Origin of the sequence: Microbulbifer sp. YPW16 (genome assembly GCF_021290385.1) — a bacterium.
GTDB classification, from domain to species: domain Bacteria; phylum Pseudomonadota; class Gammaproteobacteria; order Pseudomonadales; family Cellvibrionaceae; genus Microbulbifer; species Microbulbifer zhoushanensis.
Map to the genome: position 1 here is coordinate 701,264 of NZ_CP089928.1, position 25,873 is coordinate 727,136.

The following is a 25,873-nucleotide window of genomic DNA, read 5'->3' on the forward strand; positions in this document are numbered from 1 at the left end:
ACCCGAAATAAAAAGGCCCCGCTGTCTCCAGCGGGGCCTCAATGCTTTTACTTTGTTAGCAGCAGCGGCTGCTGGAATCAGGCGCTTTCCAGGGCCTCGATCTTTTTCATCTCCTCGTCGCGCAGCTCGCGGCGCAGGATCTTGCCCACATTGGTTTTGGGCAATTCCTCACGGAACTCCACCTGCTTCGGCACCTTGTAGGCGGTCATGTTCTCGCGGCAGTAGGCAACGACCTCCTCCTCGGTCAGGGAGTCGTCCGCCTTCACCAGGAACAGCTTGACCACTTCGCCGCTCTTTTCATCGGGAATGCCAATAGCGGCTGCCTCGGCCACCTTGTCATGGCCACTGATCACATCCTCGATCTCGTTCGGGTACACATTGAAACCGGAGACAATGATCATGTCTTTCTTGCGATCGACGATCTTGATATAGCCATCGTCCTGGATCTCGGCCATATCGCCGGTCCGGAACCAGCCCTCACTGTCGATGGACTCGGCGGTGGCTTCCTCGCGCTGCCAGTAGCCCTTCATCACCTGCGGGCCGCGCACACAGAGTTCACCGGGGGAGTTGTTAGGCAGGTCATTGCCGTTCTCGTCGATGACCTTCACTTCGGTGCCCGGCACCGGCATCCCCACGGTGCCCAGCTGCACAGCCTCGGCCGGGTTGAAGGATACCACCGGCGAGGTTTCGGTCAGGCCGTAACCTTCAGTGACGGTGCAGCCAGTCATCTGCTCCCAGCGCTTGGCGGTGTCGCGCGTCAACGCCATACCACCGGAGGCCGTTGTGTGCAGCTTACTGAAATCCAGCTCGGCAAAATCCGAATTGCGCATCAGCCCGTTGAACAGGGTGTTGAGCCCGCAGAAGCCGGTAAACCGCACACCCTTGAGGGTTTTCACAAAGGTCGGAATATCGCGCGGGTTGGGAATCAGCAGCGAGTGGTTGCCAGTGGCGAACAGGCACATGCAGTGAATGGTAAAGGCGTAAATATGGTAGAGAGGCAGCGGCGCAACGTAGAGTTCCTCACCCTCCTTGATGGATTTCCCCAGCGCCTCGCGGACCTGCTCCATGTTCGCGACCAGGTTGCGGTTGGTGAGCATCGCACCCTTGGCAACGCCGGTGGTGCCGCCGGTGTACTGCAGGACGGCGACGTCTTCCGGCTTGCACTGGACGTCCTTGTGCGGGTTCTGCTCGCCAAGGCCCATGGCTTCACGGAAATTCACCTGGTTGGCAAAGGAGAACTCGGGCACCATCTTCTTGATGTACTTTGCCACACTGTTGATCAGCACCCGCTTGACCGGGTTGTGCAGGTCAGCGATCTCGGAAACGATCACCTTCTCGACACCGGTTTCCCCAATCACCTGGGAGGCGGTATCGGCAATATTGGCCAGCACCACCAGCGCCTTGGCACCGGAGTCATTCAGCTGGTGCTTCAGTTCCCGGCGGGTGTAAAGCGGGTTGGTGTTTACCACCACCATCCCGGCACGCAGGGCGCCAAAAACGACGACGGGGTACTGCAGGACATTGGGCAGCTGTACCGCAATGCGGTCGCCGGGCTCGAGATTGGTATGATTCTGCAGGTATGAGGCGAACCTGGCGCTGAGTTTATCGATATCGCCAATGGTCAGCGTCTGGCCCAGGCAGGTAAATGCCGGCCTGTCGCTGTATTTGGCGCAGGCGTTAGAAAATACGTCGAGTATGCTGCGGTCGATGTCCAACTGTCTTCTCCCAGTCCTGTTGTTGTCGCTTGTCCGCGTGTTTCGTTTCTTATAGACGAAATTCCCTCTCTGAGAGCGCGAACGTGTCGTTATTCTTCGTAAGCTTATGTTGCGGGAAACAGGTCCGCCAGTGCGGCGGCCAGTTCCCGGTCACCGGAGTATGTGATATCTCCCAGAAGAAATGCATGGCGGGCACTGAGGCGCCCTTCCATGACGGCGTCCAGGGTCGATTGCGACATTTCCAGAATCAGGGCCGCACCCTCAACCTCCCCATGGCGGGCAACCGCCGCGGGTTCACCGGGTTCCTGCGACAGAACAACGCAGAAATCGCTGGCATCCGGTAGCCGGAACTGTACCCGAGTGCATGGGTGCAAACAAGAGAGGCGGCGCAGCCGCGCCACCACCTGATCTGGCAACTGCATAAAATACCCTGAATAAAAAAACCGCCGGCAGGGCCGACGGTTTTTTGTTACTGCGTGGTTCAGAACGCGAAGTGTTCGGCGTCCAGATCCATCAGGTTGGCGGCACCGCTCTTCATTGCCGCCGCGTGGGCCGCGGTGCGCGGCAGGATGCGGTCGAAGTAGAAGCGCGCGGTCGCCAGCTTGGCGCGGTAGAACTCGGCCTCGCCCTCGCCGGCCGCCAGCTTGTCACTGGCCACCTTGGCGGCACGGGCCCACAGGAAACCGAGCACCACGTAGCCGGAATACATCAGGTAGTCCACGGATGCGGCACCCACCTCGTCCGGGTTCTCCATGGCCTGCGCCCCCACATGCATGGTGACATCGCCCCACTCTTTGTTCAGCTCCTGCAGGCGGGTGACAAACGGGGCCAGGGCCTCGGTGTCGATTTCCGCCTGGCAGAACTTGTGCACCTGCTTGGTGAACTTGCGCAGCAGCTCACCCTGGCTCATCAGGACCTTGCGGCCCAGCAGGTCCAGGGCCTGGATGCCGGTGGTGCCTTCGTAAATGGTGGCGATACGCGCGTCGCGTACGTTCTGCTCCATGCCCCACTCGGCGATGTAACCGTGGCCGCCGAAACACTGCAGGCCCAGGTTTGCGGCCTCAAAGCCGGTCTCGGTCAGGAACGCCTTGGCAATCGGCGTCAGGAAGGCCAGCAGCTCATCGGCTTCCTTCTTCTCCTCATCGCTACCCTTGTGGGTGCGGTCGACCTGCTGCGCGCACAGGGAAATCAGCATGCGGCCACCCTCGGCAAAGGCCTTCTGGGTCAGCAACATACGACGCACATCCGGGTGCACGATGATCGGGTCGGCAGCGCCGTCCGGGTTTTTCGGGCCGCTCAGGGAACGCATCTGCAGACGATCCTTGGCATAGGCCAGGGACTTCTGGAAGCCGGCTTCAGCATGTGCCAGGCCCTGCAGGGCGGTACCCAGGCGCGCAGTGTTCATAAAGGTGAACATGCAGTTCAGGCCCTTGTTGGGCGGACCAATCAGGAAGCCCCTGGCACCATCAAAGTTCAGGACCGCAGTGGCGTTACCATGGATACCCATCTTGTGTTCCAGGGAGCCACAGGCGACGCCATTGCGCTCACCGGCGGAGCCGTCCGCGGCAGGCAGGAACTTGGGAACGATAAACAGGGAAATACCCTTGGTGCCGGCCGGGGCATCCGGCAGGCGCGCCAGTACGATGTGCACGATATTCTCGGCCATATCGTGTTCGCCGGCGGAGATGAAGATCTTGGTACCGGTGATGGAGTAGGACCCGTCGTCATTGGGTTCCGCCTTGGAGCGCAGGATACCCAGGTCGGTACCACAATGGGGCTCGGTCAGGCACATGGTGCCGGTCCAGGTACCCTCTACCAGCTTGGTCAGGTAAGTGGCTTTCTGCTCCTCGGTACCATGGGCCTCGAGGGTATTCATGGCGCCGTGGGACAGGCCCGGGTACATACCCCAGGACCAGTTGGTGGTGCCCACCATTTCGCTCATCAGTGTGCCGAGTGAGGGCGGCAGGCCCTGGCCACCGTGCTCAACACCGTGCGCCAGTGACGGCCAGCCGGCCTCCACAAACTGCTGGTAGGCTTCCTTGAAGCCCTCGGGCGTAGTGACCTCGCCATCTTTCCAGGTGCAGCCCTGCTGGTCACCCACTGCATTCAGCGGGGCCAGTACGTTTTCACAGAACTTGGCACCCTCTTCCAGAATGGCGTCCACCAGATCCGGTGTGGCTTCCTCATAACCCAGGGAAGCATAGTGCTGGTCCCAATCGAGCAATTCGCGCGTGGCGAAGCGCATATCGCGCAATGGAATCTTGACGTCGGTCATCCTGCTACCCTCAAATTCTCGCTGTTTTATCTCGAGCCGGTGATGAAACCGGCTGGTCAGGTTTGTGACTAGATCTCACGATTGGTTCATCATAGTAGCAGGTGCGCGCCGGTCTCTATGGCGAAAACCGTCCAAAGCGCTGACAAAAACCGCACACGGCAGGCCCCTGAAACAGCGGACCATCAGTCATCAGCTGTCGTGACCGAACGGCCGCTCTTGCGGTATTCGCCGGGGGTGATACCCGTCCATTTCTTGAAGGCGCGGAAGAAAGCACTGGACTCGTCAAAGCCCAGCATCTCGGCGATCTGCCCGTTGGAGAGGTCCGGGCAGCTGAGGTAGTGAAAGGCGGCCTCCATGCGGCATTCGTCTTTCAGTTTCTGGTAGGAAGTGCCCTCCTGCTGCAACCGGCGGCGCAGCGTGGTGACCGACATGTTCAGGCGTTCCGCCACCAGCTCGGCCGCCGGCATGGATTCGCTGACATCCCGGTTGAGGATGGTCTTTACCTTGGTCTTGATGCTGTTGGCGCTGCCATCGCTGATGACCAGGTGATAGGGGGCAGTGCGAATGAAATCCTCGACCGTCTGCGGATTCTGCACGATGGGGTAGTCGAGATAACGACTGTCATACTCAAGCGCATTGGAGGACTGTTCAAACAACAGCTCGCCGGCCTCACTCTGTGCCAGCGTCCGGAACTCCTCGGGACACGGGAAAGAGAAGTGCAGCCGTGCCAGCGGGATTTCGCGCCCTACCAGCCAGCAGTAGAAACGATGCCAGACCGCCAGTGTGGTGCGGATCACCCCGGGGCTGGTCTCTGCGATCAGCCGCTCGAACTCTCCCTCCTCCAGGGAGCTGATCCCGCGAATCGCAACCCGCTCACGCCCCTCCTGCGGATCCTCGAGGATCGGCTTTACCTTGAACCCGCGACAGATCTCCATAAATTCAGCGCTGAGCTGGATGGCCTGGCGGACAGTCGCGCAGTTGACCACGGTGAGGCACAGGAGGCGGAAGGAGCCAGAACGCACACGCCCGCCACTGAGCATGCCAAACCATTCGTCCTGCACCTGCCACATGACCCGCTGGTAAAGGCGGCCGTATTTCAGGGCCGAGAATGCCGCGACACCCTCCAGTTCCTGCTCCTCTATTCCCACTGCACTGAGCAGTTCCTGCCGGTCACAGCCATGGCGGGCCGCCTCCTCCAGCAAGCGCTCGAGGTAGGCGATGGGAATACGGATATCCTCTTCCGTCACGCTCATCTATTTCTTGCGCCTGCGCAGCCAGCTCAACAATGCTCCACCGGCAAAGCCGGCTACGATCAGGACCACCAGGAATCCGAGCAGTAATACCAGGTATGCCAGGACATCCCTGACCGGCAGGTCCCAGGCCCAGACTGCGGCGACGATAAAACCGATACAGGCGATAAGGCTGGTGAGGAAGGAACGGCGACGTTTACTGGCCATGGGCACCCAGAATGATTAACAAGCGTGAACAGTAGGTCATGCCGGAGGCCGGCACTACCATTGAAGAATCGGCAACGATAGCCGGTGCGGCGCAGAATCGTGAGGCATTGCCCCATCGCTGTCAACGCCGCAGGAGGTTCCATGGGCAAGAGATTACTCTATCGTCGGGAAGATCGCGTCACCGTACGGCATATTTTCATATGGCTTGAATGCCTTACACTGGCGGTAGGCACTCTGGTGGTCGCCCTGATCCTGTTTGCCTGAAAGGCCTAACCCACGGCGACTCACTCCCCTCCCGGCACTCCGCCCCTCGCCAATTTGGCCGGATCCAGCAGGCGTTTAAGCTCCTGCTCACCCAGCTCTGTCATTTCGGTCGCCACTTCGAGTACTGGCCGCCCCTCCCGATAGGCTCGTTTGGCAATCTCGGCCGCCTTGCCATAACCGATCACGGGATTGAGCGCCGTAACCAGGATTGGATTCCGGGCCAGGGCGTGCTCGATGTTTTCCCGGTTGACTGTAAAAGTGGCGATGGCTTTATCGGCGAGCACCTGCGAGGCCCCGGTTAGCAAGCGAATACTCTCGAGCAGCGACGCAGCCACCAGTGGCAGCATAACGTTAAGCTGGAAGTTGCCGCTCTGCCCCGCAACGGTAATGGTGGCGTCGTTGCCTATCACCCTGGCTGACACCATCGCCACCGCTTCGGCAATCACCGGATTGACCTTGCCGGGCATGATGCTGCTGCCCGGTTGCAGCGCCTGCAGCTCTATTTCACCGAACCCTGCCAGGGGACCGCTGTTCATCCAGCGCAGGTCGTTGGCGACTTTCATCAGGGCCACAGCCAGCACTTTCAGCTGGCCGGAGAGTTCCACCGCCGTATCCTGGCTACTGATTGCGGCGAACGCATTTTCCGCCGGGCGAAACTGCTGGGTGGTATTGGCACTGAGTTTCTGTGCAAACAGTTCGGTAAAATCCGGGTGCGCGTTAAGCCCGGTACCCACGGCTGTCCCGCCCTGCGCCAGCTGCGCCAGCCGGGGCAGCGTGGAGCGAATCCTTTCGCGACTGTGCTCCACTTGCATTGCCCAGGCCGAGACCTCCTGTTCCATGGTGATCGGTACCGCGTCCATCAGGTGGGTTCGCCCCGTCTTTACCACATCCGCCAGCCCCGCGGCCTTCTCGTCCATCACACTGTGCAGGTGCCGCAAAGCCGGCAACAGCTGGTCCCGCACGGCTAGCAATGCCGACACGTGGATGGCACTGGGTATCACATCGTTGCTGCTCTGGCTCATGTTGACGTGATCATTGGGGCTCACCTCAATGCCACTGTCACGCGCCACAATCCTGGCCAGCACTTCATTGACGTTCATGTTGGTGCTGGTGCCGGAGCCGGTCTGGTAGATGTCGACGGGAAAATGCGCGGCCAGCTCGTCATCACCTACTGCATCACAGGCGCCGATAATCGCCTCCGCCCGCTCCTGGTCGAGCAATCCCAGCTCGCAGTTGGCCTGCGCCGCCGCCTTCTTGATCATCAGGACCGCGCGAATAAACTCCACCGGCAGCGGCTGGCCACTGACCGGGAAATTGTCCACGGCACGCTGGGTCTGCGCACCATAGAGAGCGCCCGCGGGCACACGCACTTCGCCCAGGCTGTCTTTCTCGGTTCGGAATTCATCGCTCATCGGACACCCGTCTTGAGTTGGCGTAAAGAATTTCCCGGCCTACTCGCCAGAGCCTGGCCGGCATTCCCGGCATGCTTAGGGCTGCCGTATGCAGGCCTGCATACAATTGCAGGAACCCCGCAGCGGCCCGCGCGAAGCCGCAAGTATCATTTAACAGCTTATCGCCACTTCCGCGCAACGCCAAACCTACACCACCTATACCAGGGAATCATATTCCGTAAAGAAATAAAATAATTGGAAAGCTGTTCCCAGCAACAGGAAGCTGCCGTGGTAAATTCGGCTGGAGGTCGCAATTGCCACCAGGCTGCCGACAATAAATGCCAGGTTGCGGTAGACGTAGACACTGCCCAGGTTTGCCAGGTATTGCCCGCCTTTAAGGATGGTATCCCCAAAATCGACCAGGAAAACCAGTGCCAGTACAGTGAAGAACCACTTGCGGCGGAGGAAGAACAGCGAGCGATAGTCCTTGGGGGCCGAGTTCTTTTCCGGGAACAGCAGGGCGCAAAGCAGGTACAGCAGCAGGGTGTAACAGATCAGGTAGAGATAGGTGGCCAGGTCATGTACGCCAGTGTGGGAAAAGCGAAACTCCCACCACCAGAAAAACAGCAGGTACAGCACCATGAATGCGACCCAGCCCAGGTGCATCCAGTAGAGCCGGTCTTCCCTCGGCTCCTCGACCAGCCGGGCCAGGTTGCGCAGCAGGTGTGTCAGGCCCAGCCCGATCACAATCCCCATGATCACACGGATATGGGCATAGAGTGTCGCGAACGCGGGGACACTGCTGGCTGCAAGCTCCGATGGTTCCACGCGCCTCATACCTCCGGCCGCTACTGCCCCCGCCCGCATGCAACGCACACAGGTAAGTCAAGCATAGCAGGTTAGAGGATTAGCCCGCCCCGCTTGCCGCCAGCATTGAGGACAAGTGACCGGCGGCAGCGACCGGATTCAGATGCTGACCCGACCCTCCTGGGTCCACTCACAACGAACCTGCATATCGCCGCTACCGGGTTCGTGGTAGAGCCCGGCGGCCTCCCAGGTAAAGGAGTGGGTGCCCGAGAGTTCAGTCTCCAGGTGCACGGTGGCAGAGACCCAGTACATGCTGCGCAAAAGCTCTTCAAACTTCAGGATCCAGTGATTCCATTCGTACTCCACCGCACGGTAGGAAGCACCAAAATGAATCACATCGGTCTGGTACTGGGACTGTTTCACCTTGATGGTGGGAATGGAAAACATGTCGCGGCAGAGAAAAGGCCACTCGTCGGCACTGGGCAGGGCCAGTACTGCCTCGCGATTGCAACGGCGACGGTCAGCACCACCGGCAAGGCTGTTACTGTCCTTGATGCACCCGTAAACGATGGATTCCTGATCAGCCTGTACCACTATTGTGTCCCTCAGCACAGCGCAGCCGCGCAAATTTTGCACGGCCTGTTGAGTGTTAGCCGCTCCACTTTAACGATCACCGCTGGAAAATACCATAACGACAATCGCATTTTATGCGCACCAGCCCCGCTGCCCGAACGCAGCGGACGCACGCGACATATTACGGCCGTGGGAGGCTTAAATCTCGATCCCGCGCCCGCGCAGCATTTCCAGGAATTCATCCTCGTCGAGCGTGGGGATCTCCAGCTCACGGGCCTTGTTCAACTTGGATCCAGCTCCGGGCCCTGCAACTACCGTGTGGGTATTTGCAGAGACACTGCCCGCCACCTTGGCTCCCAGTCGCTGCAGGTAATCCTTGGCCTCGCTGCGGGACAGTGTCTCCAGCTTGCCGGTGAGGACCCAGGTCTGCCCCGCAAACGGCTGCTCTTCACCACCGGTTTCCTCGGCAGCCCAGTGCACACCCGCCTGGCGCAGCGCCTCGATCTCTTCCTGTGCGTGGGGCTGCTCAAAAAACTCAGCGACAAAATGGGCTACCACCGGCCCGACATCCTCCACGTCCTGCAGCGCTTCCTCATCCGCCTGCATGAGCGGTTCGAGATCACCGAAATGCCGGGCCAGGTTGCGTGCAGTCGCTTCCCCCACTTCGCGGATTCCCAGGGCATAGAGGAACCTGGGCAGCGTTGTGTCCTTGCTGCGCTCCAGCGCATCCACCAGGTTCTGTGCCGATTTCTCCCCCATCCGCTCCAGCCCCGCCACCTGCTCCGCCTCGAGGCGATACAGGCCGGAGACTGAATGCAGCAGGCCCTCGTCCACCAGTTGCTCCACCAGCTTGTCGCCCAGGCCATCGATATCCATGGCCTTGCGCGAGGCGAAATGCTTGATTGCCTGCTTGCGCTGGGCGCTACAGATCAGGCCGCCGCTACAGCGCGCCACCGCTTCCCCGGGAGTCGACTCAACCGGCGAGTCGCACACCGGGCAGTGGTCGGGAAATACTATATCTCGCGCGTTCCCTGGGCGCTTGCTCTCAACCACCGAGACCACCTGGGGTATCACATCGCCGGCCCGGCGGATAACCACTGTATCGCCGATTTTCACTCCCAGGCGCTCGATTTCATCGCGGTTGTGCAGTGTGGCATTCGACACTGTCACCCCTCCTACAAACACCGGTTCCAGTCGTGCAACCGGCGTCACTGCGCCCGTGCGGCCCACCTGGAACTCCACGTCGCGCAGCACCGTCATCTCTTCCTGGGCCGGGAACTTGTAGGCCATCGCCCAGCGCGGCGCGCGGGCGACAAAACCGAGGCGGCGCTGCAGGGGAATACTGTTTACCTTGAACACGATGCCATCGATATCGTAAGGCAGCTCCGCGCGCTTCTCGCCCAGCTTGCGGTGATACTCGATACAGTCATGGATATCCGCAGCGACCGCCATCTCACTGTTGATGCGGAAACCCCAGCGGTGCAGCTGCTGCAGGATCTCCGTATGCTTGTCCGGCAGGCTGGCCCGCTCCACCAGGCCCACGCCATACACGCACAGCTCCAGCGGGCGACGCGCCGTAATGCGTGAATCCAGCTGGCGCAGGCTGCCGGCGGCGGCATTGCGCGGATTGACGAAAACCTTGTCACCGGCTTCACGGGCCTTCTCGTTCAGCTCTGCAAATCCGGCCCTGGGCATGTAAATCTCGCCGCGCACTTCCAGCACAGCCGGCACGCCGTTCTCAATCAGCCGCAGGGGCACCGAGCCGATGGTGCGCACATTCTGGGTAATATCCTCCCCTGTGGTGCCATCGCCGCGCGTGGCAGCCCGCTCCAGTACGCCATCCCGGTACAGCAGGCTGATGGCGATTCCGTCCAGTTTTGGCTCACACGCATACTCGACCGCTTCCCTGCTGTTCAGGCGGTCGCGCACTCGCCGGTCGAACTCCTGCAGCTCATCGTCATCGAAGGCGTTGTCCAGGGACAACATCGGCACTTCGTGCTGCACCTCGGCAAACTCAGTCAGGGGCTCCGCGCCTACCCGCTGCGTGGGCGAGTCCGGCGTTAGCAGCTCCGGGTATTGCTGTTCCAGTTCCTGCAATTCACGCAGGCGACGGTCATATTCCGCGTCCGGCAGCTCCGGCGCATCGAGCACGTAATACTGGTAGTTGGCGCGCGACAGGATGGCGTGCAATTCCTGGGCCCGCTCACGCTTTTCAGTGGGGATATTCTTATTGGTCATCGATTATTCGCAGAGAATAAGGAAAGGTCATGGGGAGGGAATTTTACACGAATTGCGGCCGCCGGCTGCATCGAGCGCAGCGACAGCCGCACGGGGGACGCGGCATGCAGCCGCGCAACGCTCTACCGGTTCGGGTCAGGCCTGCGCCCGGGCCAGCGCACGCCGGCGCTGGTATTCCATCACCCGCTGGCGATAGTGCTCGGCGGTCTGGGCGGTGAAAACGCTGCGATTCTCATCTTTCAGCTCGCCACCGAGCTGTTCGGCTATCTCCCGTGACACTGACAGCATCAACTCGAACGCCTTGATCGCCTCGCCATCGATGGGCAGCGCCAGGAACAGGCTCACACCCGGGGTGGCGAACTCTTCCATACGCCCCAGGTCGAACACCCCCGGAACCACCATGTTGGCCAGGCTGAAAATCACCGGGCCGTCGTCACTGCCGCCCAGGTGATAATGGAAGATATCCATGTCACCAAAGCGCATGTTCACAGCCATCAGGGCCCGCAGCAGGTCGTTACCCTCGAACAGGTCGCCCTCCCGCGCCATGATATTGATGATCAGCACCTCTTCCACCGGGGACTTGTCCGCGCCATCCGCCTGGTGCCGGTCGTGCCGGGAGCCGCCCCGGGTGTTGCCCGACTGGCGCATTGTCTCGCTGCCACCGGAAACGGGTTCCGGCGGTTTCTTTTTCTTCAGCACTGGTTCGCCCCGCTCTTCCTGTTCGGTTTCACTCAGGGCTTGGAGGCTGTCAGCCTCGTCGAGTTCCGGCTCACGACGGAAGTCTTCCCCAATGGCCTCTTCCGCCGCATCGGCAAATGAGTCCATCAGGGTAGGCACCTGCTCTTCCAGGTTCAGGGAAGCCTGTTGTGGCTCAGCCTCACTTTGCTGCTGCTTGTTGGCCTCGGCCGGCCGACGCCCGGTCTGGAAACCCTCCTGCAACTTGCGGTTTACCTGCAGCGCGTCTTCCAGCGCGCGGCGTTGCACCACCCGTACACTGCCCGGCAGTTCACGGGCAATCTGGGCACGCTTTGCCGCCTCCTCCGGATCGAGGAAATCATCCTCATCAGCGGTGGCCCGGCCCGGCCTGGCGGGAGTGGACGGGGTATTCCGGTTGCCGTGCATGGCGCGACTCAGGCTATCGGCGGTGCGGTCCGCATCGCGGTGGCGCAGGATCGCCCGACGCACCCCATCCACCAGCGCCAGCACCAGCACCAGCGCCAGAATCGTGATCAGCCAGTTGTCCATATCAGCGTTTCTCCTTTCACGCCCTTATGCGGATGCCAGCTCGGCCGCCTCTTCAACGTCCACCGTCACCAGTCGCGAAACGCCAGGCTCGTGCATGGTCACACCCAGCAGCTGGTGCGCCATCTCCATGGCAATCTTGTTGTGGGTGATATAGATGAACTGCACGTGCTCGGACATTTCCTGCACCATCCGCGCATAGCGCCCCACGTTGGCGTCATCCAGCGGTGCGTCCACCTCGTCCAGCATACAGAAAGGAGCCGGGTTGAGGCGGAAAATGGAGAATACCAGCGCAATGGCGGTGAGTGCCTTCTCGCCGCCCGACAGCAGGTGGATGGTGCTGTTGCGCTTGCCCGGGGGCCGCGCCATGATCGCGATGCCGGTATCCAGCAGGTCCTCGCCGGTGAGTTCCAGGTAGGCGTGGCCGCCGCCAAATACCTTGGGGAAGAGTTCCTGCAGGCCGCTGTTGACCTTGTCGAAGGTTTCCTTGAAACGGGTACGGGTTTCCCGGTCGATACGCTTGATGGCGTTCTCGAGGGTCTCCAGCGCATCCATCAGGTCACTGTACTGTCGATCCAGGTATTCCTTGCGCTCGGACTCCTGCTTGTACTCGTCGATGGCCGCCAGGTTGATGGCGCCGAGACGGGAGATACGCGCGGCCACCAGTTCCAGTTCCTCCTGTACCTGGCCAATGGTCAGGTCGCCGGGAAGCTCTTCCAGCACCTGGTCCACGTCGTAATCGGATTCACGCAGCTGCTCAACCAGCCCATTGCGCTGCACCTCGAGGGTCTGGGCACCCAGGCGCTCCTGCTCGAGCTGGGCACGCACGCCCTGCAGCGCCGACTCCACTTTGTGGCGCTCCTGCTCCTGTTCGCGCAGGCCGCTCTCGACCTCCTCCAGTTTCTTGCGCGCCTCGGACAGCTCGGTTTCCACCTCCATGCGCTCGCCCAGCTTCTCCTCCAGCTCGGCCTGGAAATCCTGGGACGGGTCGTCGCTCTCGGCCATCTGCTCCTGCAGCTGCTCGCGGCGGGTGCGCAGGCGCTCCAGCTGCTCGCGCATCACCTGCAGCGTGCGCTCCAGCGACATCATCTGGGTCCGCACTGACTGCTCACGCATGGCCAGTTCATGCGCCTTGTCCTTGTCTTCACGGGCGCGCTGGCGCGCCGCATCCAGCGCCTCGCGCAGCTCGTCGCGGCGGGCCAGCAGGGACTCACGGCGGTCAGTGTCATCACTCATCGCCTCCAGCGCCTCCTGCAACAGCAGGCGTGCCTCGGACAGGGACTCGCCCTCCATTTCCTGCTGCTCGCGCACTTCCGCCAGCTCCTGCTCAACACGGGTGCGGCGCTCGCCCATCTGTTCGGCGCGCGCACGGCGGGCGGACAGCTGGCTGCGCAACTCGGACTCGCGCCGACTCAGCTGCTCCAGCTCATTGCGGGACTGCTCAATGGCACTCTCCATGTCGGAGGCCTGGTTGCGCAGTTCTTCACGCTGCTCCGAGAGGGTCTCGATCTGTTCTTCGCAGGCGGCTATCGATGCCTCCAGCTCTTCCAGCTCCTGCTTGCGCTCCAGTACCCCGGCCTCGGCGTCGGAGGCACGGCTGACCCGCAGCCAGTTAGGCCCCAGCCAGAGACCGTCGCGGGTTACGATGGATTCATGGGCCTGCAGCCGCTCCCGCTGGGCAAGCGCGGCGGTGAGGTCCTCAGCGGTATAGATGCCGGACAGCAGGCCAGCCAGTGAGTCGGGGCCCTCGACCACTTCCGCCAGCGCCGGCAGGCTGCCGCCAGCGGTGGCGGGAACCGGGCTGCCGTCGACGAAGATCGCCTGCCCGCTCTCGAGGCTGGCAAGCCCCTCGCTCAGGCTCTCCAGCTGGTCCACACAGACTGCCTGCAGCTGGGTGCCCAGCACCGTTTCCACGGCCTTTTCCCAGCCGGCCCGGGCGCTGATCTGGTCGGCCAGTCGCGGGCGGTCCGCCAGCGACTGCTGCTGCAGCCAGTTATCCACGGCCTTGCCCTGCCCCAGCGCCGCCTGCTGCAGCGCCTCGAGGGAAGCGAAGCGCCCGCGGCTGGTCTGCAACTGCAGGCGCAGCTGGTCCAGCTCCGCAGCGCTGTCACTCTCGCGGGCACGCAGCTCAGCCAGGGATTCATTTTTCTCCGCCACGGCCTCGCGGCGTTCGCCGGCCTGCAGCTCCAGCTCGGCCAGTTGCTCGCCCAGCTGTTCAAAATCGTCGTCATCGCCGCTCTCGGCGAGGCGGCCACGCTCTTCCTGCAGCTTGTTGATACGCTCCTGCAGGCGCTGCGCAGAGGTCTCCAGATGCTGGATGCGGGACTGCTGTACCTCGGCTTTCTGGCGCGAACCCGAGGCACCAGTGTTGAACTGGTCCCACTCGTTCTGCCAGTCGCGCATCTGGTCCTCGGCGGTCTGCAGGGCCAGGGCGGACTCCTCTTCTGCGGCCTGGACCATCTCCAGGTCCGGGTTGATCACTTCCAGCTCGGCCTCAAACTGCGCCGCCTTCTCCCGGTCAGCTTCCAGGCCGGTTTCCGCCTCGCGGTATTCCTGCTCGGTCTGCTGCAGGTCGGACTGCAGGCGGGTATTGCGCTCGCGGGCATGGGCGATGCTCTGCTCCAGCCGCGCGATATCGGCGCCGATGGCGTAGAACCGGCCCTGTACCTCGTTAAAGCCGTCGGACAGCTCGTGGTAACCGACGCGCTTCTGCTCGATATCGGTGTCACAGCTCACCTGCCGCGTTACCAGTTCTTCGACTGTGAGCTCCAGCTCGCCGATCTGCTGCTGCTTGGCCTTGGCCTGGTCATCCAGGTCGCGGTACTTGAGGGCCTGCAGGTGCGCCTTGTGACTGCGCTCCTCTTCCTTGAAGCGGCTGTACTTCTCAGCCGCGGCAGCCTGCCGCTCGAGGCGCGCCAGCTGGCGCTCCAGCTCATCGCGGATATCTGTGAGGCGCTCCAGGTTCTCGCTGGTGCGGCGCATGCGATTCTCGGTGTCGCGGCGGCGCTCCTTGTACTTGGAGATACCCGCCGCTTCCTCGATAAATACCCGCAGCTCCTCGGGCTTGGCCTCGATCAGCTTGGAGATCATGCCCTGCTCGATGATGGCATAGCTGCGCGGGCCCAGGCCGGTGCCCAGGAACAGGTCAGTCACATCGCGGCGGCGACATTTGTCGCCATTCAGGTAGTAGTTGTTCTGGCCGTCGCGGGTCACACGGCGCTTGACCGAAATTTCGGCAAAACCGGCATAGGGGCCGGTCAGCTTGCCCTCGGAGTTGTCGAATACCAGTTCGATGGAGGCCTGGCCCACCGGCTTGCGGCCGCTGGAGCCATTGAAGATCACGTCGGTCATCGAGTCACCGCGCAGGTTTTTCGCGGACGACTCACCCATAACCCAGCGCACGGCATCGATGGTGTTGGACTTGCCACAGCCGTTGGGGCCCACCACAGCACTCAGGTTGGACGGAAAATGAACGGTAGTCGGGTCAACGAAGGACTTGAAACCCGCAAGCTTGATGCACTTCAGACGCATGTATTTGTAACTCGGTATTTTGTTATTCGCCGGCGCCCGACAGCGTGCCGGCGATGGCCGCACCAAACCGCCGATTGTACATGGCGGCGCCGGTGGTTTCAGCGGTAATTTTCGATTAGGGGATGCCGCAACGGCTGCCCGCAGGGGCCGCGCGGCACCCCCGGCCGCTACCGGAACGGGGCAAAGGGGAACCCCGGGGCGCCTACAACTGGCGGTCGATCGTAATCGATACCGGCTGGTCCCAGTCGGCCTGCGGCAGCGACTCGATGCTGCCCTGCCAGTCCCCGGGCGCCGGCCGGGCATCGCCGTTAATCGCCAGGCGCGCCACCAGCTGCACCCGGTCCACCCCGGCCAGGGAGCGACCCGGCATCATTGCCCGCGACTCATCCAGCACCACCTCTGCCGGCAGCTGGCCGGCACTGAGCCGGACAATCGCCAGGGGCATGGGGCTATCGGAACCACGGGCATAGATAAATACCGGCGTCCCTGCCGGTGCCTTGACCGCCTCTGCCAGGCTTACATTGATACGGATCGCCGGACCATCTCCCTCGCCAGCGTCCGGCGCGCGGGCTTCAGCCACAGCTTCACTATCGACCGCCTCGCCCCGCTCTGCCAGCGCCTGCTCTGCCCGCGCCACACCGGCGGCCAGGGCCTGGGCCGCCGCAGAACCCGGCGCCAGCTGGTTGAGGGCGCGCTGCCACAGGGCCCGCGCCACCTGGAATTTCTGCTCCTCAAAGGCGGCGATGCCGGCCAGGCCCAGCGCGGTACCGTTGTCCGGTTGCACTTCCAGCACCTCACCCACCAGCCTGCGGACTTCCCCGGTCACGCGGGAGCCCTGCTGGAAAAACAGCGCCTGTGCCAGCTCTGCCTTCACACCCGCCGCCTCCGGCTGCTGCTCCACTATGTAGCGATATGCCGCCACCGCGCCGTCCAGGTCACCGCGAACCATCAACCGCTGCGCCAGGACATAGCGGCTGGTGAGGTCATCAGGATGGGACTCCGCCCGCTCCTGTAGCTGACGGGTAATTCGTTCTTCTGTCGCCCGGTCGGTCTCGCCCTGCTGGCTGGCGAGGATATCGCGATACAGCTCGAGGTCCCCCACGTGCCCCCTGTCCAGGTACAGCGCCAGCGCCGCCAGCGGCAGCACTACCGCCAGCCCCAGCAGAAGGCCACGGCCGCCCTGGCGGGATTCGCCAGCTGCCGACTGCTCTGCCGCCAGCAGGTTGCGGGCCATTTCCGCCTCCAACTGGGCAAACTGGTCTTCGTCGATGGCGCCACTGGCGCGTGATGCCTCAAGCTCTGCCCTTTGCTCCCGGTACAGCGTCGCCAGTGCCGCCCGCTGGCGCCCGGCTTCTGCCTGCACGCGCCGGTGGGCCCCCGCTCCGCGCAGCGCCGGCCACAGCAGCACGAAAACCAGCAGCAGAACCAGGGCCGCCACGCCCAACCACAATTCAGTCATCACGCCCGGCCCCACGGTCACTCTCCCGATCCGCTTTCAATTCCTCTTCCCCCAGCAGTGCCTGCAGGCGCTGCCGCTCGTCGGCGGTCAGCTCCCCACTGGCATCATCCTGCCGCGCACCTGTGCCCGAGCGGGAGCGCATCACCACCACCACCAGCGCCAACAGGCCAAAGGCGGCAAATACCCCGGGTGCAATCCACAGGGCCATGGTGTTGCGCTGCACCGGGGGCCGGTAGAGGACGAAATCCCCATAGCGGGCCACCATGTACTCGGTAATCTCCTGATCGGTGAACCCCTCTTCCAGGAGTCGCCGGATCTCCCGGCGCAGGTCCTGGGCCACCGGGGAGTCAGACCCCGCCAGGTTCTGGTTCTGGCACTTGGGGCAGCGCATCTCCTCGATCAGCACCTGGTAGCGCGCCTCCAGCTCCGCAGTCGACAACGGCTCGACCTCCACGGCGGCTACCGCGGCCAGCGACAGGCAAAGGCCGCCCACCAGGGCCACGACCCGGTGATGCCACCCGGTCTTTCTTTCTCGTTCTCTCACCCAGTTCTCTCCGTCGATGCGTGCGGTGGAAATTTGCGCGATTATAACAGCCTCCCCCACCCCCCGCACTCGCCCCCGCAGCTCCCCCGGACCGCTTAACTCATTGAAAGGTAAAAAAATTTTTCACAAAGCGTTGACGCACCGAAAAATATCATTACTATACGCAGCTCCTGACGCGGGGTGGTTAGCTCAGTTGGGAGAGCGACGGCCTTACAAGCCGTAGGTCACAGGTTCGACCCCTGTACCACCCACCACTTCCCCTCACCTGCCCGGCAGGTTACAACGGGGAAGCAAGGAATGCGGACCGGTAGTTCAGTTGGTTAGAATGCCGGCCTGTCACGCCGGAGGTCGCGGGTTCGAGTCCCGTCCGGTCCGCCACATACAAAAAAGGCCCACACGAAAGTGTGGGCCTTTTTTGTATGTGCTGGATCGGCGTGACAGAACCCCCGTTCGACAAATCGGCAGGACAGCCGATTTGGACGCCAGAGCGAAGCAACGGCGCCCGTAGGGTGAGCGGCGCAGCCGCGAATCAGTCCCGTCTCGTCAAGCGCAGTTGGCAATGCAGCCCCGAAGAACCGCAAGGCTTTAACAGGTGCTGGATCGGCGTGACAGAACCCCCGTTCGAAAAATCGGCAGGACAGCCGCTTTGAACGCCGCAGCAAAGCGACGACACCCACCTGTCCCGCCCAGCCCAACAAAAAAAGCCCACTGAGAGCGGGCTTTTTCTTACGGGTTCACCGTCAACCTGCAATGCATGGACCGCTCACCCACTTAACCAGTATCAGCAAATTGACAATCAGCCCTCCCCGGCCCCGAACACCTGGCCAATCAGCACACTGCCCCGGGCCACAGGATCCCGGCGAATCAGGGCCTCTTCCTCACCGATACGGCTGAACAGGGTCATCATGCTCTGGTCAATCACGTAGCGCTCCAGGTCCATATCCGGCTTGTTGGCGATGGGTAACTTCTCGTAGGTAGAAAGCAGGCTCTCATACTGGCCGTAAAAGCCGGTCTTACGCAGGTTGGCTTCCACAATCGGCTGGTAGCGCATGCGCAGGGCGCTCTCGGTCTGGCGCTGGAAGTAATCCGTGGCCGCAGTCTCACTGCCGCGGATAATGCCCAGCGCATCATTGACCGTCATTCCGGTAATTGCCTGCTTGAACACCGGCGCCGCCTCAGCCACCGCCTGTTCCGCGCCGCGATTCATGGCATCCTCCAGCTGGTCCACATAGTTGCCGAAACCAAACTGGCGCAGGCCATCTTCCACCGGGCGGACCGATGCAGGCAGGCCCAGGTTGAACGCGCCCACCTGGGACAGCCGGCTGCTGGCCCGGTCAGTGCTGGTGCGCAGGGTTTCCTTGATGCCCCGCGCAAGCCTTGAGTCGGTATCGTAACCGGCATTTTTGGCCACCTGGTTGCCGACATCGACCCAGGGCGAGACCGCCTCCATATTCTGGCAGGCCGCCAGCACCAATCCCCCGGCCAGGACAACGGCCAATTTCCAATGATGCGTCATGATAATTCTCCTCGAAATCCGATTGCGCAATACTAACCCACCCGGGCCACCTGGAAAGTGACTGGCTTCCTGCTACGCACAGGCAAACCATGCCAAACGTAGCTCCCCCGCAAAACCCGCCACCCCTGCACTGGCCGACCACCGCCGCGCCTCCCGAATTTTTGGAAAAGGGCATTGACTCAATAAGATTTACCGGTAAGATACGCAGCCCTTCGAGGGTGGTTAGCTCAGTTGGGAGAGCGACGGCCTTACAAGCCGTAGGTCACAGGTTCGACCCCTGTACCACCCACCACTTCCCCTCACCTGCCCGGCAGGTTGTAACGGGGAAACGAAGACTGCGGACCGGTAGTTCAGTTGGTTAGAATGCCGGCCTGTCACGCCGGAGGTCGCGGGTTCGAGTCCCGTCCGGTCCGCCACATACAAAAAAGGCCCACACGAAAGTGTGGGCCTTTTTTGTATGTGCTGGATCGGCGTACAAGAACCCCCGTTCGACAAAATTGCCATCGGCAATTTGGGACGCCAGAGCGAAGCGACGGCGCCCGCAGGGTGAGCGGCAATGCCGCGAATCAGTCCCGCTACAAGAGCTTCAGTTGGCGAGGAGCGATCTACGCAAGAGCGCGGCTTTTTTGTATGTGCTGGATCGACGTACAAGAACCCCCGTTCGACAAAATTGCCGGGAGCAATTTTGGACGCAGCAACGAAGCGGAGGTGCCCGCAGGGCGAGGGCCATGGATGGCCCGAGTCACTAAATTGCCAAGAGCAATTTTGGACGCCAGAGCGAAGCCACGGCGCCCGCAGGGTTAGCGGCATAACCGCGAATCACAAATACGCCAAGAACGAACCTGGACACCGGTGCACTGCCACTCAGCCAACCTGCCGCCCATAGCAGAATCAACGCGGCTCCCCCACCCCCTGGACTAACAAAACCACCAGCGATCCCGCACTCCCCAACACAATCAACAGTCCCGGCAAACCCGCAAGGTTTGCCAACATCTTGATACCGTCGCTACCGAGAAAGCTGGCACTGCACCACCCCACCAGGCCGACCAATCCAGCCCACAACAACTTCACCCCAAACGGCGATCCCATATGGGCAGCGGTCACCGACTTCATGCACAGCCCGCCAATAGCATCGGTATTGGAATCCGTTGCAGTGATAAAGGAGATAAAGCAACCGCAGATGAAAAACAGGCTCAGCAGGGTGCTGCCCGGCAGGTAACTGAACAGCTGGTAGGCCATCGCAGCGAGCCCCTGTTCCCGGTACACCTGGTACATGGCACCGCCCCCGAGGTTATCGAAGTAAAGGGCGGCACCTCCAAAGGTGGAGAACCACAAAACGCCAAACAGTGACGGCAACAGCAGGTTCACAAGGATAAACTGCCGCACTGTGTAGCCCCTGGCGATTTTCCCCAGGAACAGGCTCGACAGCGGTGCCCAGGCGAACCAGCTGGCATAAAACGCAGTGGTCCACCAGCCGGACCACTGGCTATCTTGCGGCTCACTCAGCAGTAACTGGCGGGGAAAGAAGTTGGCCAGGTAATCGACCAGTGAGCCGGCACCAAGCCCCGCGATAAAACCAGATGGACCCACCAGCAACAGGTAGAGCATCAGCGCCACAAACAGGATGGTATTGGCCCGCGCCAGCACCTGGATGCCCTGGCGTAGCCCGCTGGCAGCAGACAACAGTGCCACCGCGACAATAAAACCGGCGGTTGCCGCGTAGGCTACCGGCGACCTGGCGATGCCAAACAGGACCTGCAGGCCATCACCGATCAGCAACAGCCCGGCGCTCAGTACCCCCGACATTCCCACCACCACCGCAAACAGCACCAGGCCATCCACCACCTGTCCCGCAACATTGCCCAGGTGCCCGCGCAGCAGCGGCCGCAGCATCGCCCCCACGGAAAACTCGTATCCGAGGTTGTAAAAGCACAGGGCAAACGTCAGGGCCGCCACGGTGTAGATGGCATAAGGTGCCAGGGTCCAGTGGACGAATACTGATGAAAGCGCGAACCGCATCGCCGCCTCACTGCCCGGCTCGATACCAGTGAATGCCGGCGGCTCGCGAAAATGCACCACAGGCTCCGCTACCGCCCAGAACAGAATCCCCATGGCAATCACGGTGGTGAGGGAAACCGCAAACCAGCGGAAAGGCGGATAGATGGGCTCGGCCTCGGGCCCGCCAAGCCTCACCCGGCCCAACGGCAATAGAAACACCACCAGGCAAAGGGCCAGAAGCCCCAGGGCTGAATAGAGGAAAAGCGAGGAGAAATGCTCGATAACCGCCGCATTGGCCGCGGAGGCCATCTTGACGAAGGCCTCCTGGTCCACGGCTGTAACAAGCAGCACAACCAGCACGCCTGCCAGCGCCGGCCAGAACGTAATGGGTTTCAGGTGTCCCCGAAAGGCGGATGTTATCCGGCGGCGAAGGTTGATGGCACCATCCCGCTTCAGTTGCCTATCGCTGCCAGCCCGATACCCAGCAGGATATCCACCGCAATGGCAACCACAAACACCAGCGCCCCGTAGCCGCAGGCGGTTTTCCAGCTGAAATCAAACTGCAGTCGCAGCATCAGGGCAGGCACAACAAAGTACAGGGTGAGCAGCGGAAGCAACAGTTGCTGGGGCAGGCCACTGAATGCCACCGCCATGCTCGCCAGCCAGACCAACAGTGCCGGCACCAGCACAAACGTGATTGAGGTGAATCCATCCAGCCCCCGGTCGCGACCGCGCTCCAGTAAGTTGAACAAACCGTAAACAACACCGCCGGCAATTAACGCCTGTAGCATAATCCTTTCCCCTTGTAGTTCCCTGGGCAGGTCGCCCCGTGAGGGTTCTTGTTTTTCCGGCTGGCCGGGCACTGCCTGGCGAGCGGGCTCTTCCGGTGACCTTTATATCGGATCGGGAGGGAGGGTAAAAGTCTCGGGACAGGGGCAGCCGTCCGGCCGGTATCAGTTGCCGTCGCGGTGTACCCGGCAACCCTCAGCAACAAGGGTCGCAGCCAGCGCATCCCAGTGATCCTGCGGCAGCGCAATGGGCACGGTGACTCCCTCGCCGTACGCCGCTTCGTCGCAGTGCCCACCAGCCTGCCCCACCAGGAAACGCAACCGCGACTCCTGGGCAAAATCGCAGGAGACAGAGGCGCTTACAAAGGGAATGAATGGCTTCAGCTCAGCCTGCCGGAGTGCCGCCCCCACCGCGCCGCGGTAGGCGCGCATCAGGCCACCGACGCCGAGCTTGGTGCCGCCGAAGTAGCGCGTGACAATCGCACCAACGTTACCCACTTCCTGTTTCAACAGGAGTTCCAGCATGGGGCGGCCGGCACTGCCGCCGGGCTCACCGTCATCATCCGACTGCATGACTAACGGGTTGGCCGGGTTGCCGATCACCAGTGCCGTGCAGTGGTGGCTGGCATCGGGGAACTGGCTGCGCACGGTTTCCAACTGCTGCAGGAACGCCGCCTTGTCTTCAGCCGGACCCAGCCAGCAGATAAAGCGGCTCTTCTTCTCTTCCGTCTCACTGACAACGGGAGAGCAGGGAATCTGGTAACTCACCGGCAAATTCTTCCCATGACTGGTCCTGCAATCTTTCGTACAGCGGCTGGAGCTTGGTCTGCCAGATACGGTCATCTACCACTCCGACATGCTTGCAGCGAATAGTACCGCCAGAGTCCACCAGGAATGTTTCCGGCGCGCCAAACACACCCAGGTCCAGGGCCAGCCGCCCTTCCCGGTCAGCGACACTGAACAGGTAGGGGTTATGGAATTTCTCCAGCCACTTCTGCGCCTCGGCGTTGTCGTCCTTCAGGTTGACGCCAATGATGGGCACGCCCTGGCTGGCCAATTTGTTCAGGTAGGGATGCTCCACCCGGCAGGCGATGCACCATGTCGCCCACACATTCAGCAACAGGGGTTCGGCCGGCAGGTCCGCCAGCCCGGCCCGGGCCTCACTATCCGCGACTTTCGGCAGGGAAAACTCAGGTACCGGTTTGTTCAGTAGCGCCGAGGGCATTTCCTGCGGGTCCAGCGAGAGGCCCCGCCAGAACAGCAGGGCCAGCGCAGCGAAAATAATCAGCGGCAGGAACAGCTTGAGTCTGGCCATGGTGATTTCGATCTCCCTCTACTTATCCGCGACTCAGGCACCCGCCGGCATCGCATCGATGGCTTCGGCACGGGCAGCACGGACCTTGCGGTAGCGCTTGTCGGCCACCGCGATGCCACCACCAATGGCCATCAGCAGCGCACCCAGCCAGATCCAGACCACAAAGGCCTTGTACTGCAGGCGCACGGCCCAGTCCCCGTTAGGGTTACCCTTGTCCAGCGGCTCACCCAGGGCCACGTAGATATCCCGGAACAGCCCCGTGTCGATAGCAGCCTCGGTCATGGTATTGCCGCCGGACAGGTAATTGCGTTTCTGCGGGTGCAATTCCGCCACCGGCGAACCGCCGCGACTGACATGCACTACCCCTTCAAACGCGCGGTAATTGGGGCCCTGCACCTGGCGCACACCGTCAAAGCGGAATTCATAACCGGCGACCCGGTGCGTATCCCCCGCTCCCAGGCGGACATCGTCCTCCACGCTGTAGATTGTGGTCAGGGCCACACCCAGCGCAGTCACGGCCAGGCCGACATGGGCCAGGTGCATGCCGTAGTAACTGGCCCGCTGGCGTCGCAGGCCCGCCAGTAACGAGTCAGCGTTGCGGGTCTTGCCGAGGATATCCGCGAGGCTGGATGCGGTGACCCAGCTTCCGACGAAGATTCCCAGCGCCGCCCCCCAGTGGAACTCGCCCAGTGCAAACGGAATTGCCAGGCCCGCCACCACAGCCACCGCCAGGGGCAACTGCCACAGACTCCACAGGCGGTCCCAGCGGCTGTCCTTCCAGTTGGCATGAATGCCCAGGCCCAGCACAACGCTGAGAAACACCATCAGGGGCACAAAAAACAGGTTGAAGAACGGCGGGCCCACGCTGATCTTGCCCCAGTTGAGGGCATCGGCCAGCAGCGGATACAGGGTGCCGGTCAGCACCACGCCGGTAATCAATACCAGCAGGATATTGTTGGACAGCAGGAATGTTTCCCGGGAGCGGAACGAGAACACACTGCCCGCGCTGACTGCTGGTGCCCGGAGGCCAAACAGTACCAGCGACAGCCCCACCACGATCACCAGGAACGCCAGGATAAACCCACCGCGCAAGGGGTCGGTGGCGAAGGCATGCACCGAGGTGAGTACACCGGAGCGCACCAGGAATGTTCCCAGCAGGCTGAGGCTGAAGGCAAAGATTGCCAGCAGGATGGTCCAGCTCTTGAACAGGCCGCGCTTCTCACTTACTGCCAGTGAATGCAGCAGCGCCGTGCCCACCAGCCAGGGCATAAACGAGGCGTTTTCCACCGGGTCCCAGAACCACCAGCCGCCCCAGCCCAGCTCGTAATAGGCCCACCAGCTGCCAAGGGCAATCCCCAGGGTAAGGAAGGACCAGGCCACCGCCGTCCATGGGCGTACCCACCTGGCCCAGGCCGCATCCAGCTGCCCACCCAATAGCGCAGCGATGGCAAAGGCGAAAGCCACCGAAAAGCCCACATAGCCCATATACAGCAACGGTGGGTGGATGATCATGCCGGGATCCTGCAGCAGCGGATTCAGGTCATTGCCCTCCACGGGCGGAAACGGCAGGGTGCGGTCAAACGGGTTGGAGGTCAGCAGGATAAACAGGAAGAAACCCACCAGCACAAAACCCAGCACCGACAGTACCCGCGCCACCAGCTCCGCTGGCAGCTGGCGGCTGAACAGGGCTACGGCGGCGGCCCAGCCGGCCTGCATCAGCAGCCACAGCAGGATAGAGCCCTCGTGGCCGCCCCACACGGCGGTAATCTTGTAGTGCAGGGGCAACAGGCTGTTGGAGTTCTGCGCCACATAATTGACGCTGAAATCGCTCTGGACAAAGGCCGCCGTCAGGCACAGGAAGGCGATGGCAGTAAACACCAACACCCCCAGGGCCAGCGGGCGCCCGGCTTCCATCCACAGGGGCCGGGCGGTATAGCTCCCGGCCACGGGTACCGCGGTCAGGGCCACCGATAACAGCAGCCCCACCAGCAGTGCGAAGTGTCCCAGCTCCGGAGTCATATTTTCGCTCCGTCCCCACAGGTGGCGTTACCAGCCATGGACTCGGCCACCTCCGGCGGTGTGTAGTTCTCGTCGTGCTTGGCCAGCACCTGGTCAGCACGCATGGTGCCGTCACGCATCAACTGCCCGGTTACCACGGCGGCTTCACCCTCGGCAAACAGGTCGGGGAGGATCTTGTCGAACACTACCTGCAGGTCCGCCTCGCCATCGGTAATCGCAAAGTGAACGTCGAGCGATTCTTCGCTGCGCCGGACACTGCCCGGCACCACGCAGCCGCCGGCCCGGATTCGCTTCTCGAACGGCACCTCCCCCGCTGCAAAGGCAGTGGGGGCGTAAAAATAGTCCATATTGTTACGCATGGCGTAGGTGACAAACCCCACGGCGGCACTGGACAGGGCCACCAGGACCAGCACCAGGATAAGGCGTTGTTTACGTGCGGGATGCATGAGCGGTCATTTCCCCCGGAAATCAAGTCAAGTAATGAATCTGTTACGACCGGGCCGCGATTACTCGGCCAGCGCGGCCTCGGCTGCCGGTCTCTCTGGTTGGCGCCGTGCGGCGCGGCGCTCGCGGATACGCTGTTCGCGGCGAAACTCCGCGCGCAACCTGCGGCGCTCCAGCAACGGCTGGGTAACCAGCCCGGCCATGGTGAGGAGGGTCACGCCATAGGCAACCCAGACAAACGGGCCGTGGCCGTTCATGGCGATAAAATCCGCCAGGCCGGCAAACTGGAATTCCATC

General features: G+C 62.1%; 22 protein-coding genes and 4 tRNA genes. 5 read left to right on the forward strand and 21 right to left on the reverse strand.

The annotated features are described in order from the left end of the window. Nucleotides 1–77: 77 nt before the first annotated feature. From LVE68_RS03085 to LVE68_RS03105, 5 genes are all read right to left on the reverse strand, one after another. The gene (locus LVE68_RS03085; protein WP_232942928.1) at nucleotides 78–1,715 is read right to left on the reverse strand and encodes an AMP-binding protein; all 1,638 of its coding nucleotides are present in this window, start codon (nucleotides 1,713–1,715) and stop codon (nucleotides 78–80) included. A 104-nt stretch (nucleotides 1,716–1,819) separates the two neighbouring features. After that, complete coding sequence (locus LVE68_RS03090; protein ID WP_232942929.1) at nucleotides 1,820–2,137, reverse strand: SCP2 sterol-binding domain-containing protein; 318 nt, start codon at nucleotides 2,135–2,137, stop codon at nucleotides 1,820–1,822. 59 nt (nucleotides 2,138–2,196) lie between these two features. After that, the gene (locus tag LVE68_RS03095) at nucleotides 2,197–3,990 is read right to left on the reverse strand and encodes an acyl-CoA dehydrogenase C-terminal domain-containing protein (protein ID WP_232942930.1); all 1,794 of its coding nucleotides are present in this window, start codon (nucleotides 3,988–3,990) and stop codon (nucleotides 2,197–2,199) included. A 182-nt stretch (nucleotides 3,991–4,172) separates the two neighbouring features. Then, on the reverse strand, nucleotides 4,173–5,243 hold the full coding sequence (locus LVE68_RS03100) for an AraC family transcriptional regulator (RefSeq protein WP_232942931.1): 1,071 nt from the start codon (nucleotides 5,241–5,243) through the stop codon (nucleotides 4,173–4,175). Further along, the gene (locus LVE68_RS03105; RefSeq protein ID WP_232942932.1) at nucleotides 5,244–5,447 is read right to left on the reverse strand and encodes a hypothetical protein; all 204 of its coding nucleotides are present in this window, start codon (nucleotides 5,445–5,447) and stop codon (nucleotides 5,244–5,246) included. Between the two features lie 141 nt (nucleotides 5,448–5,588). Here LVE68_RS03105 and LVE68_RS18150 point away from each other — a divergent pair, with 141 nt between their 5' ends. Then, nucleotides 5,589–5,711: a hypothetical protein gene (locus LVE68_RS18150; protein ID WP_255701150.1), complete on the forward strand. Its 123-nt coding sequence runs from the start codon at nucleotides 5,589–5,591 to the stop codon at nucleotides 5,709–5,711. 20 nt (nucleotides 5,712–5,731) lie between these two features. On the opposite strand, the gene LVE68_RS03110 is transcribed toward LVE68_RS18150, so the two are convergent. From LVE68_RS03110 to LVE68_RS03145, 8 genes are all read right to left on the reverse strand, one after another. Further along, nucleotides 5,732–7,123, reverse strand: coding sequence for a class II fumarate hydratase (locus tag LVE68_RS03110; RefSeq protein WP_232942933.1), 1,392 nt, complete (start codon nucleotides 7,121–7,123; stop codon nucleotides 5,732–5,734). 195 nt (nucleotides 7,124–7,318) lie between these two features. Beyond that, nucleotides 7,319–7,930, reverse strand: coding sequence for a hypothetical protein (locus tag LVE68_RS03115; RefSeq protein ID WP_232942934.1), 612 nt, complete (start codon nucleotides 7,928–7,930; stop codon nucleotides 7,319–7,321). Between the two features lie 138 nt (nucleotides 7,931–8,068). After that, nucleotides 8,069–8,503 (reverse strand): hypothetical protein, encoded by a 435-nt coding sequence (locus LVE68_RS03120; RefSeq protein WP_232942935.1) that lies wholly within the window; start codon nucleotides 8,501–8,503, stop codon nucleotides 8,069–8,071. A gap of 177 nt (nucleotides 8,504–8,680) precedes the next feature. Then, nucleotides 8,681–10,720 (reverse strand): NAD-dependent DNA ligase LigA, encoded by a 2,040-nt coding sequence (ligA, locus tag LVE68_RS03125; RefSeq protein WP_232942936.1) that lies wholly within the window; start codon nucleotides 10,718–10,720, stop codon nucleotides 8,681–8,683. Nucleotides 10,721–10,855: 135 nt separating this feature from the next. Next, the gene (zipA, locus tag LVE68_RS03130) at nucleotides 10,856–11,965 is read right to left on the reverse strand and encodes a cell division protein ZipA (RefSeq protein WP_232942937.1); all 1,110 of its coding nucleotides are present in this window, start codon (nucleotides 11,963–11,965) and stop codon (nucleotides 10,856–10,858) included. Nucleotides 11,966–11,989: 24 nt separating this feature from the next. Next, nucleotides 11,990–15,493 carry a chromosome segregation protein SMC gene (gene smc / locus LVE68_RS03135; protein WP_232942938.1) on the reverse strand — a complete coding sequence of 1,168 codons (3,504 nt, stop codon included), beginning with the start codon at nucleotides 15,491–15,493 and terminating at the stop codon, nucleotides 11,990–11,992. A gap of 202 nt (nucleotides 15,494–15,695) precedes the next feature. Beyond that, complete coding sequence (gene ccmI / locus LVE68_RS03140; protein ID WP_233006761.1) at nucleotides 15,696–16,952, reverse strand: c-type cytochrome biogenesis protein CcmI; 1,257 nt, start codon at nucleotides 16,950–16,952, stop codon at nucleotides 15,696–15,698. Next, entirely contained in the window at nucleotides 16,945–17,496 is a 552-nt protein-coding gene (locus LVE68_RS03145; protein ID WP_232942939.1) for a cytochrome c-type biogenesis protein, read from the reverse strand. Before LVE68_RS03145 ends, ccmI begins: the two co-directional genes overlap by 8 nt. A gap of 178 nt (nucleotides 17,497–17,674) precedes the next feature. Here LVE68_RS03145 and LVE68_RS03150 point away from each other — a divergent pair. Together LVE68_RS03150 and LVE68_RS03155 are read left to right on the forward strand one after the other, a co-directional pair. Continuing rightward, nucleotides 17,675–17,750: transfer RNA gene (locus LVE68_RS03150), tRNA-Val, on the forward strand. Nucleotides 17,751–17,797: 47 nt separating this feature from the next. Then, nucleotides 17,798–17,874: transfer RNA gene (locus tag LVE68_RS03155), tRNA-Asp, on the forward strand. Nucleotides 17,875–18,292: 418 nt separating this feature from the next. On the opposite strand, the gene LVE68_RS03160 is transcribed toward LVE68_RS03155, so the two are convergent. Beyond that, the gene (locus tag LVE68_RS03160; RefSeq protein ID WP_232942940.1) at nucleotides 18,293–19,012 is read right to left on the reverse strand and encodes a DUF4197 domain-containing protein; all 720 of its coding nucleotides are present in this window, start codon (nucleotides 19,010–19,012) and stop codon (nucleotides 18,293–18,295) included. A 216-nt stretch (nucleotides 19,013–19,228) separates the two neighbouring features. On the opposite strand from LVE68_RS03160, the gene LVE68_RS03165 reads away from it, so the two are divergent. Both LVE68_RS03165 and LVE68_RS03170 read left to right on the forward strand, forming a co-directional pair. Then, nucleotides 19,229–19,304: transfer RNA gene (locus LVE68_RS03165), tRNA-Val, on the forward strand. A 47-nt stretch (nucleotides 19,305–19,351) separates the two neighbouring features. Then, nucleotides 19,352–19,428: transfer RNA gene (locus LVE68_RS03170), tRNA-Asp, on the forward strand. A gap of 475 nt (nucleotides 19,429–19,903) precedes the next feature. On the opposite strand, the gene LVE68_RS03175 is transcribed toward LVE68_RS03170, so the two are convergent. The 7 genes from LVE68_RS03175 to ccmD all read right to left on the reverse strand — a co-directional run bounded on the left by LVE68_RS03175 (nucleotide 19,904) and on the right by ccmD (nucleotide 25,872). After that, nucleotides 19,904–21,559 (reverse strand): BCCT family transporter, encoded by a 1,656-nt coding sequence (locus tag LVE68_RS03175; RefSeq protein ID WP_370636831.1) that lies wholly within the window; start codon nucleotides 21,557–21,559, stop codon nucleotides 19,904–19,906. Further along, nucleotides 21,463–21,801: a hypothetical protein gene (locus tag LVE68_RS03180; RefSeq protein WP_232942942.1), complete on the reverse strand. Its 339-nt coding sequence runs from the start codon at nucleotides 21,799–21,801 to the stop codon at nucleotides 21,463–21,465. Before LVE68_RS03180 ends, LVE68_RS03175 begins: the two co-directional genes overlap by 97 nt. A 162-nt stretch (nucleotides 21,802–21,963) precedes the next feature. Beyond that, on the reverse strand, nucleotides 21,964–22,566 hold the full coding sequence (locus LVE68_RS03185) for an IMPACT family protein (protein ID WP_232942943.1): 603 nt from the start codon (nucleotides 22,564–22,566) through the stop codon (nucleotides 21,964–21,966). Next, the gene (locus tag LVE68_RS03190) at nucleotides 22,529–23,113 is read right to left on the reverse strand and encodes a DsbE family thiol:disulfide interchange protein (protein ID WP_232942944.1); all 585 of its coding nucleotides are present in this window, start codon (nucleotides 23,111–23,113) and stop codon (nucleotides 22,529–22,531) included. The genes LVE68_RS03185 and LVE68_RS03190 overlap by 38 nt, the downstream gene beginning before the upstream one ends. A gap of 33 nt (nucleotides 23,114–23,146) precedes the next feature. Beyond that, entirely contained in the window at nucleotides 23,147–25,132 is a 1,986-nt protein-coding gene (locus LVE68_RS03195; protein WP_232942945.1) for a heme lyase CcmF/NrfE family subunit, read from the reverse strand. Continuing rightward, nucleotides 25,129–25,578 carry a cytochrome c maturation protein CcmE gene (gene ccmE / locus LVE68_RS03200; RefSeq protein WP_232942946.1) on the reverse strand — a complete coding sequence of 150 codons (450 nt, stop codon included), beginning with the start codon at nucleotides 25,576–25,578 and terminating at the stop codon, nucleotides 25,129–25,131. The genes LVE68_RS03195 and ccmE overlap by 4 nt, the downstream gene beginning before the upstream one ends. A 60-nt stretch (nucleotides 25,579–25,638) precedes the next feature. Further along, complete coding sequence (gene ccmD, locus LVE68_RS03205; protein WP_232942947.1) at nucleotides 25,639–25,872, reverse strand: heme exporter protein CcmD; 234 nt, start codon at nucleotides 25,870–25,872, stop codon at nucleotides 25,639–25,641. Nucleotide 25,873 lies beyond the last annotated feature (1 nt).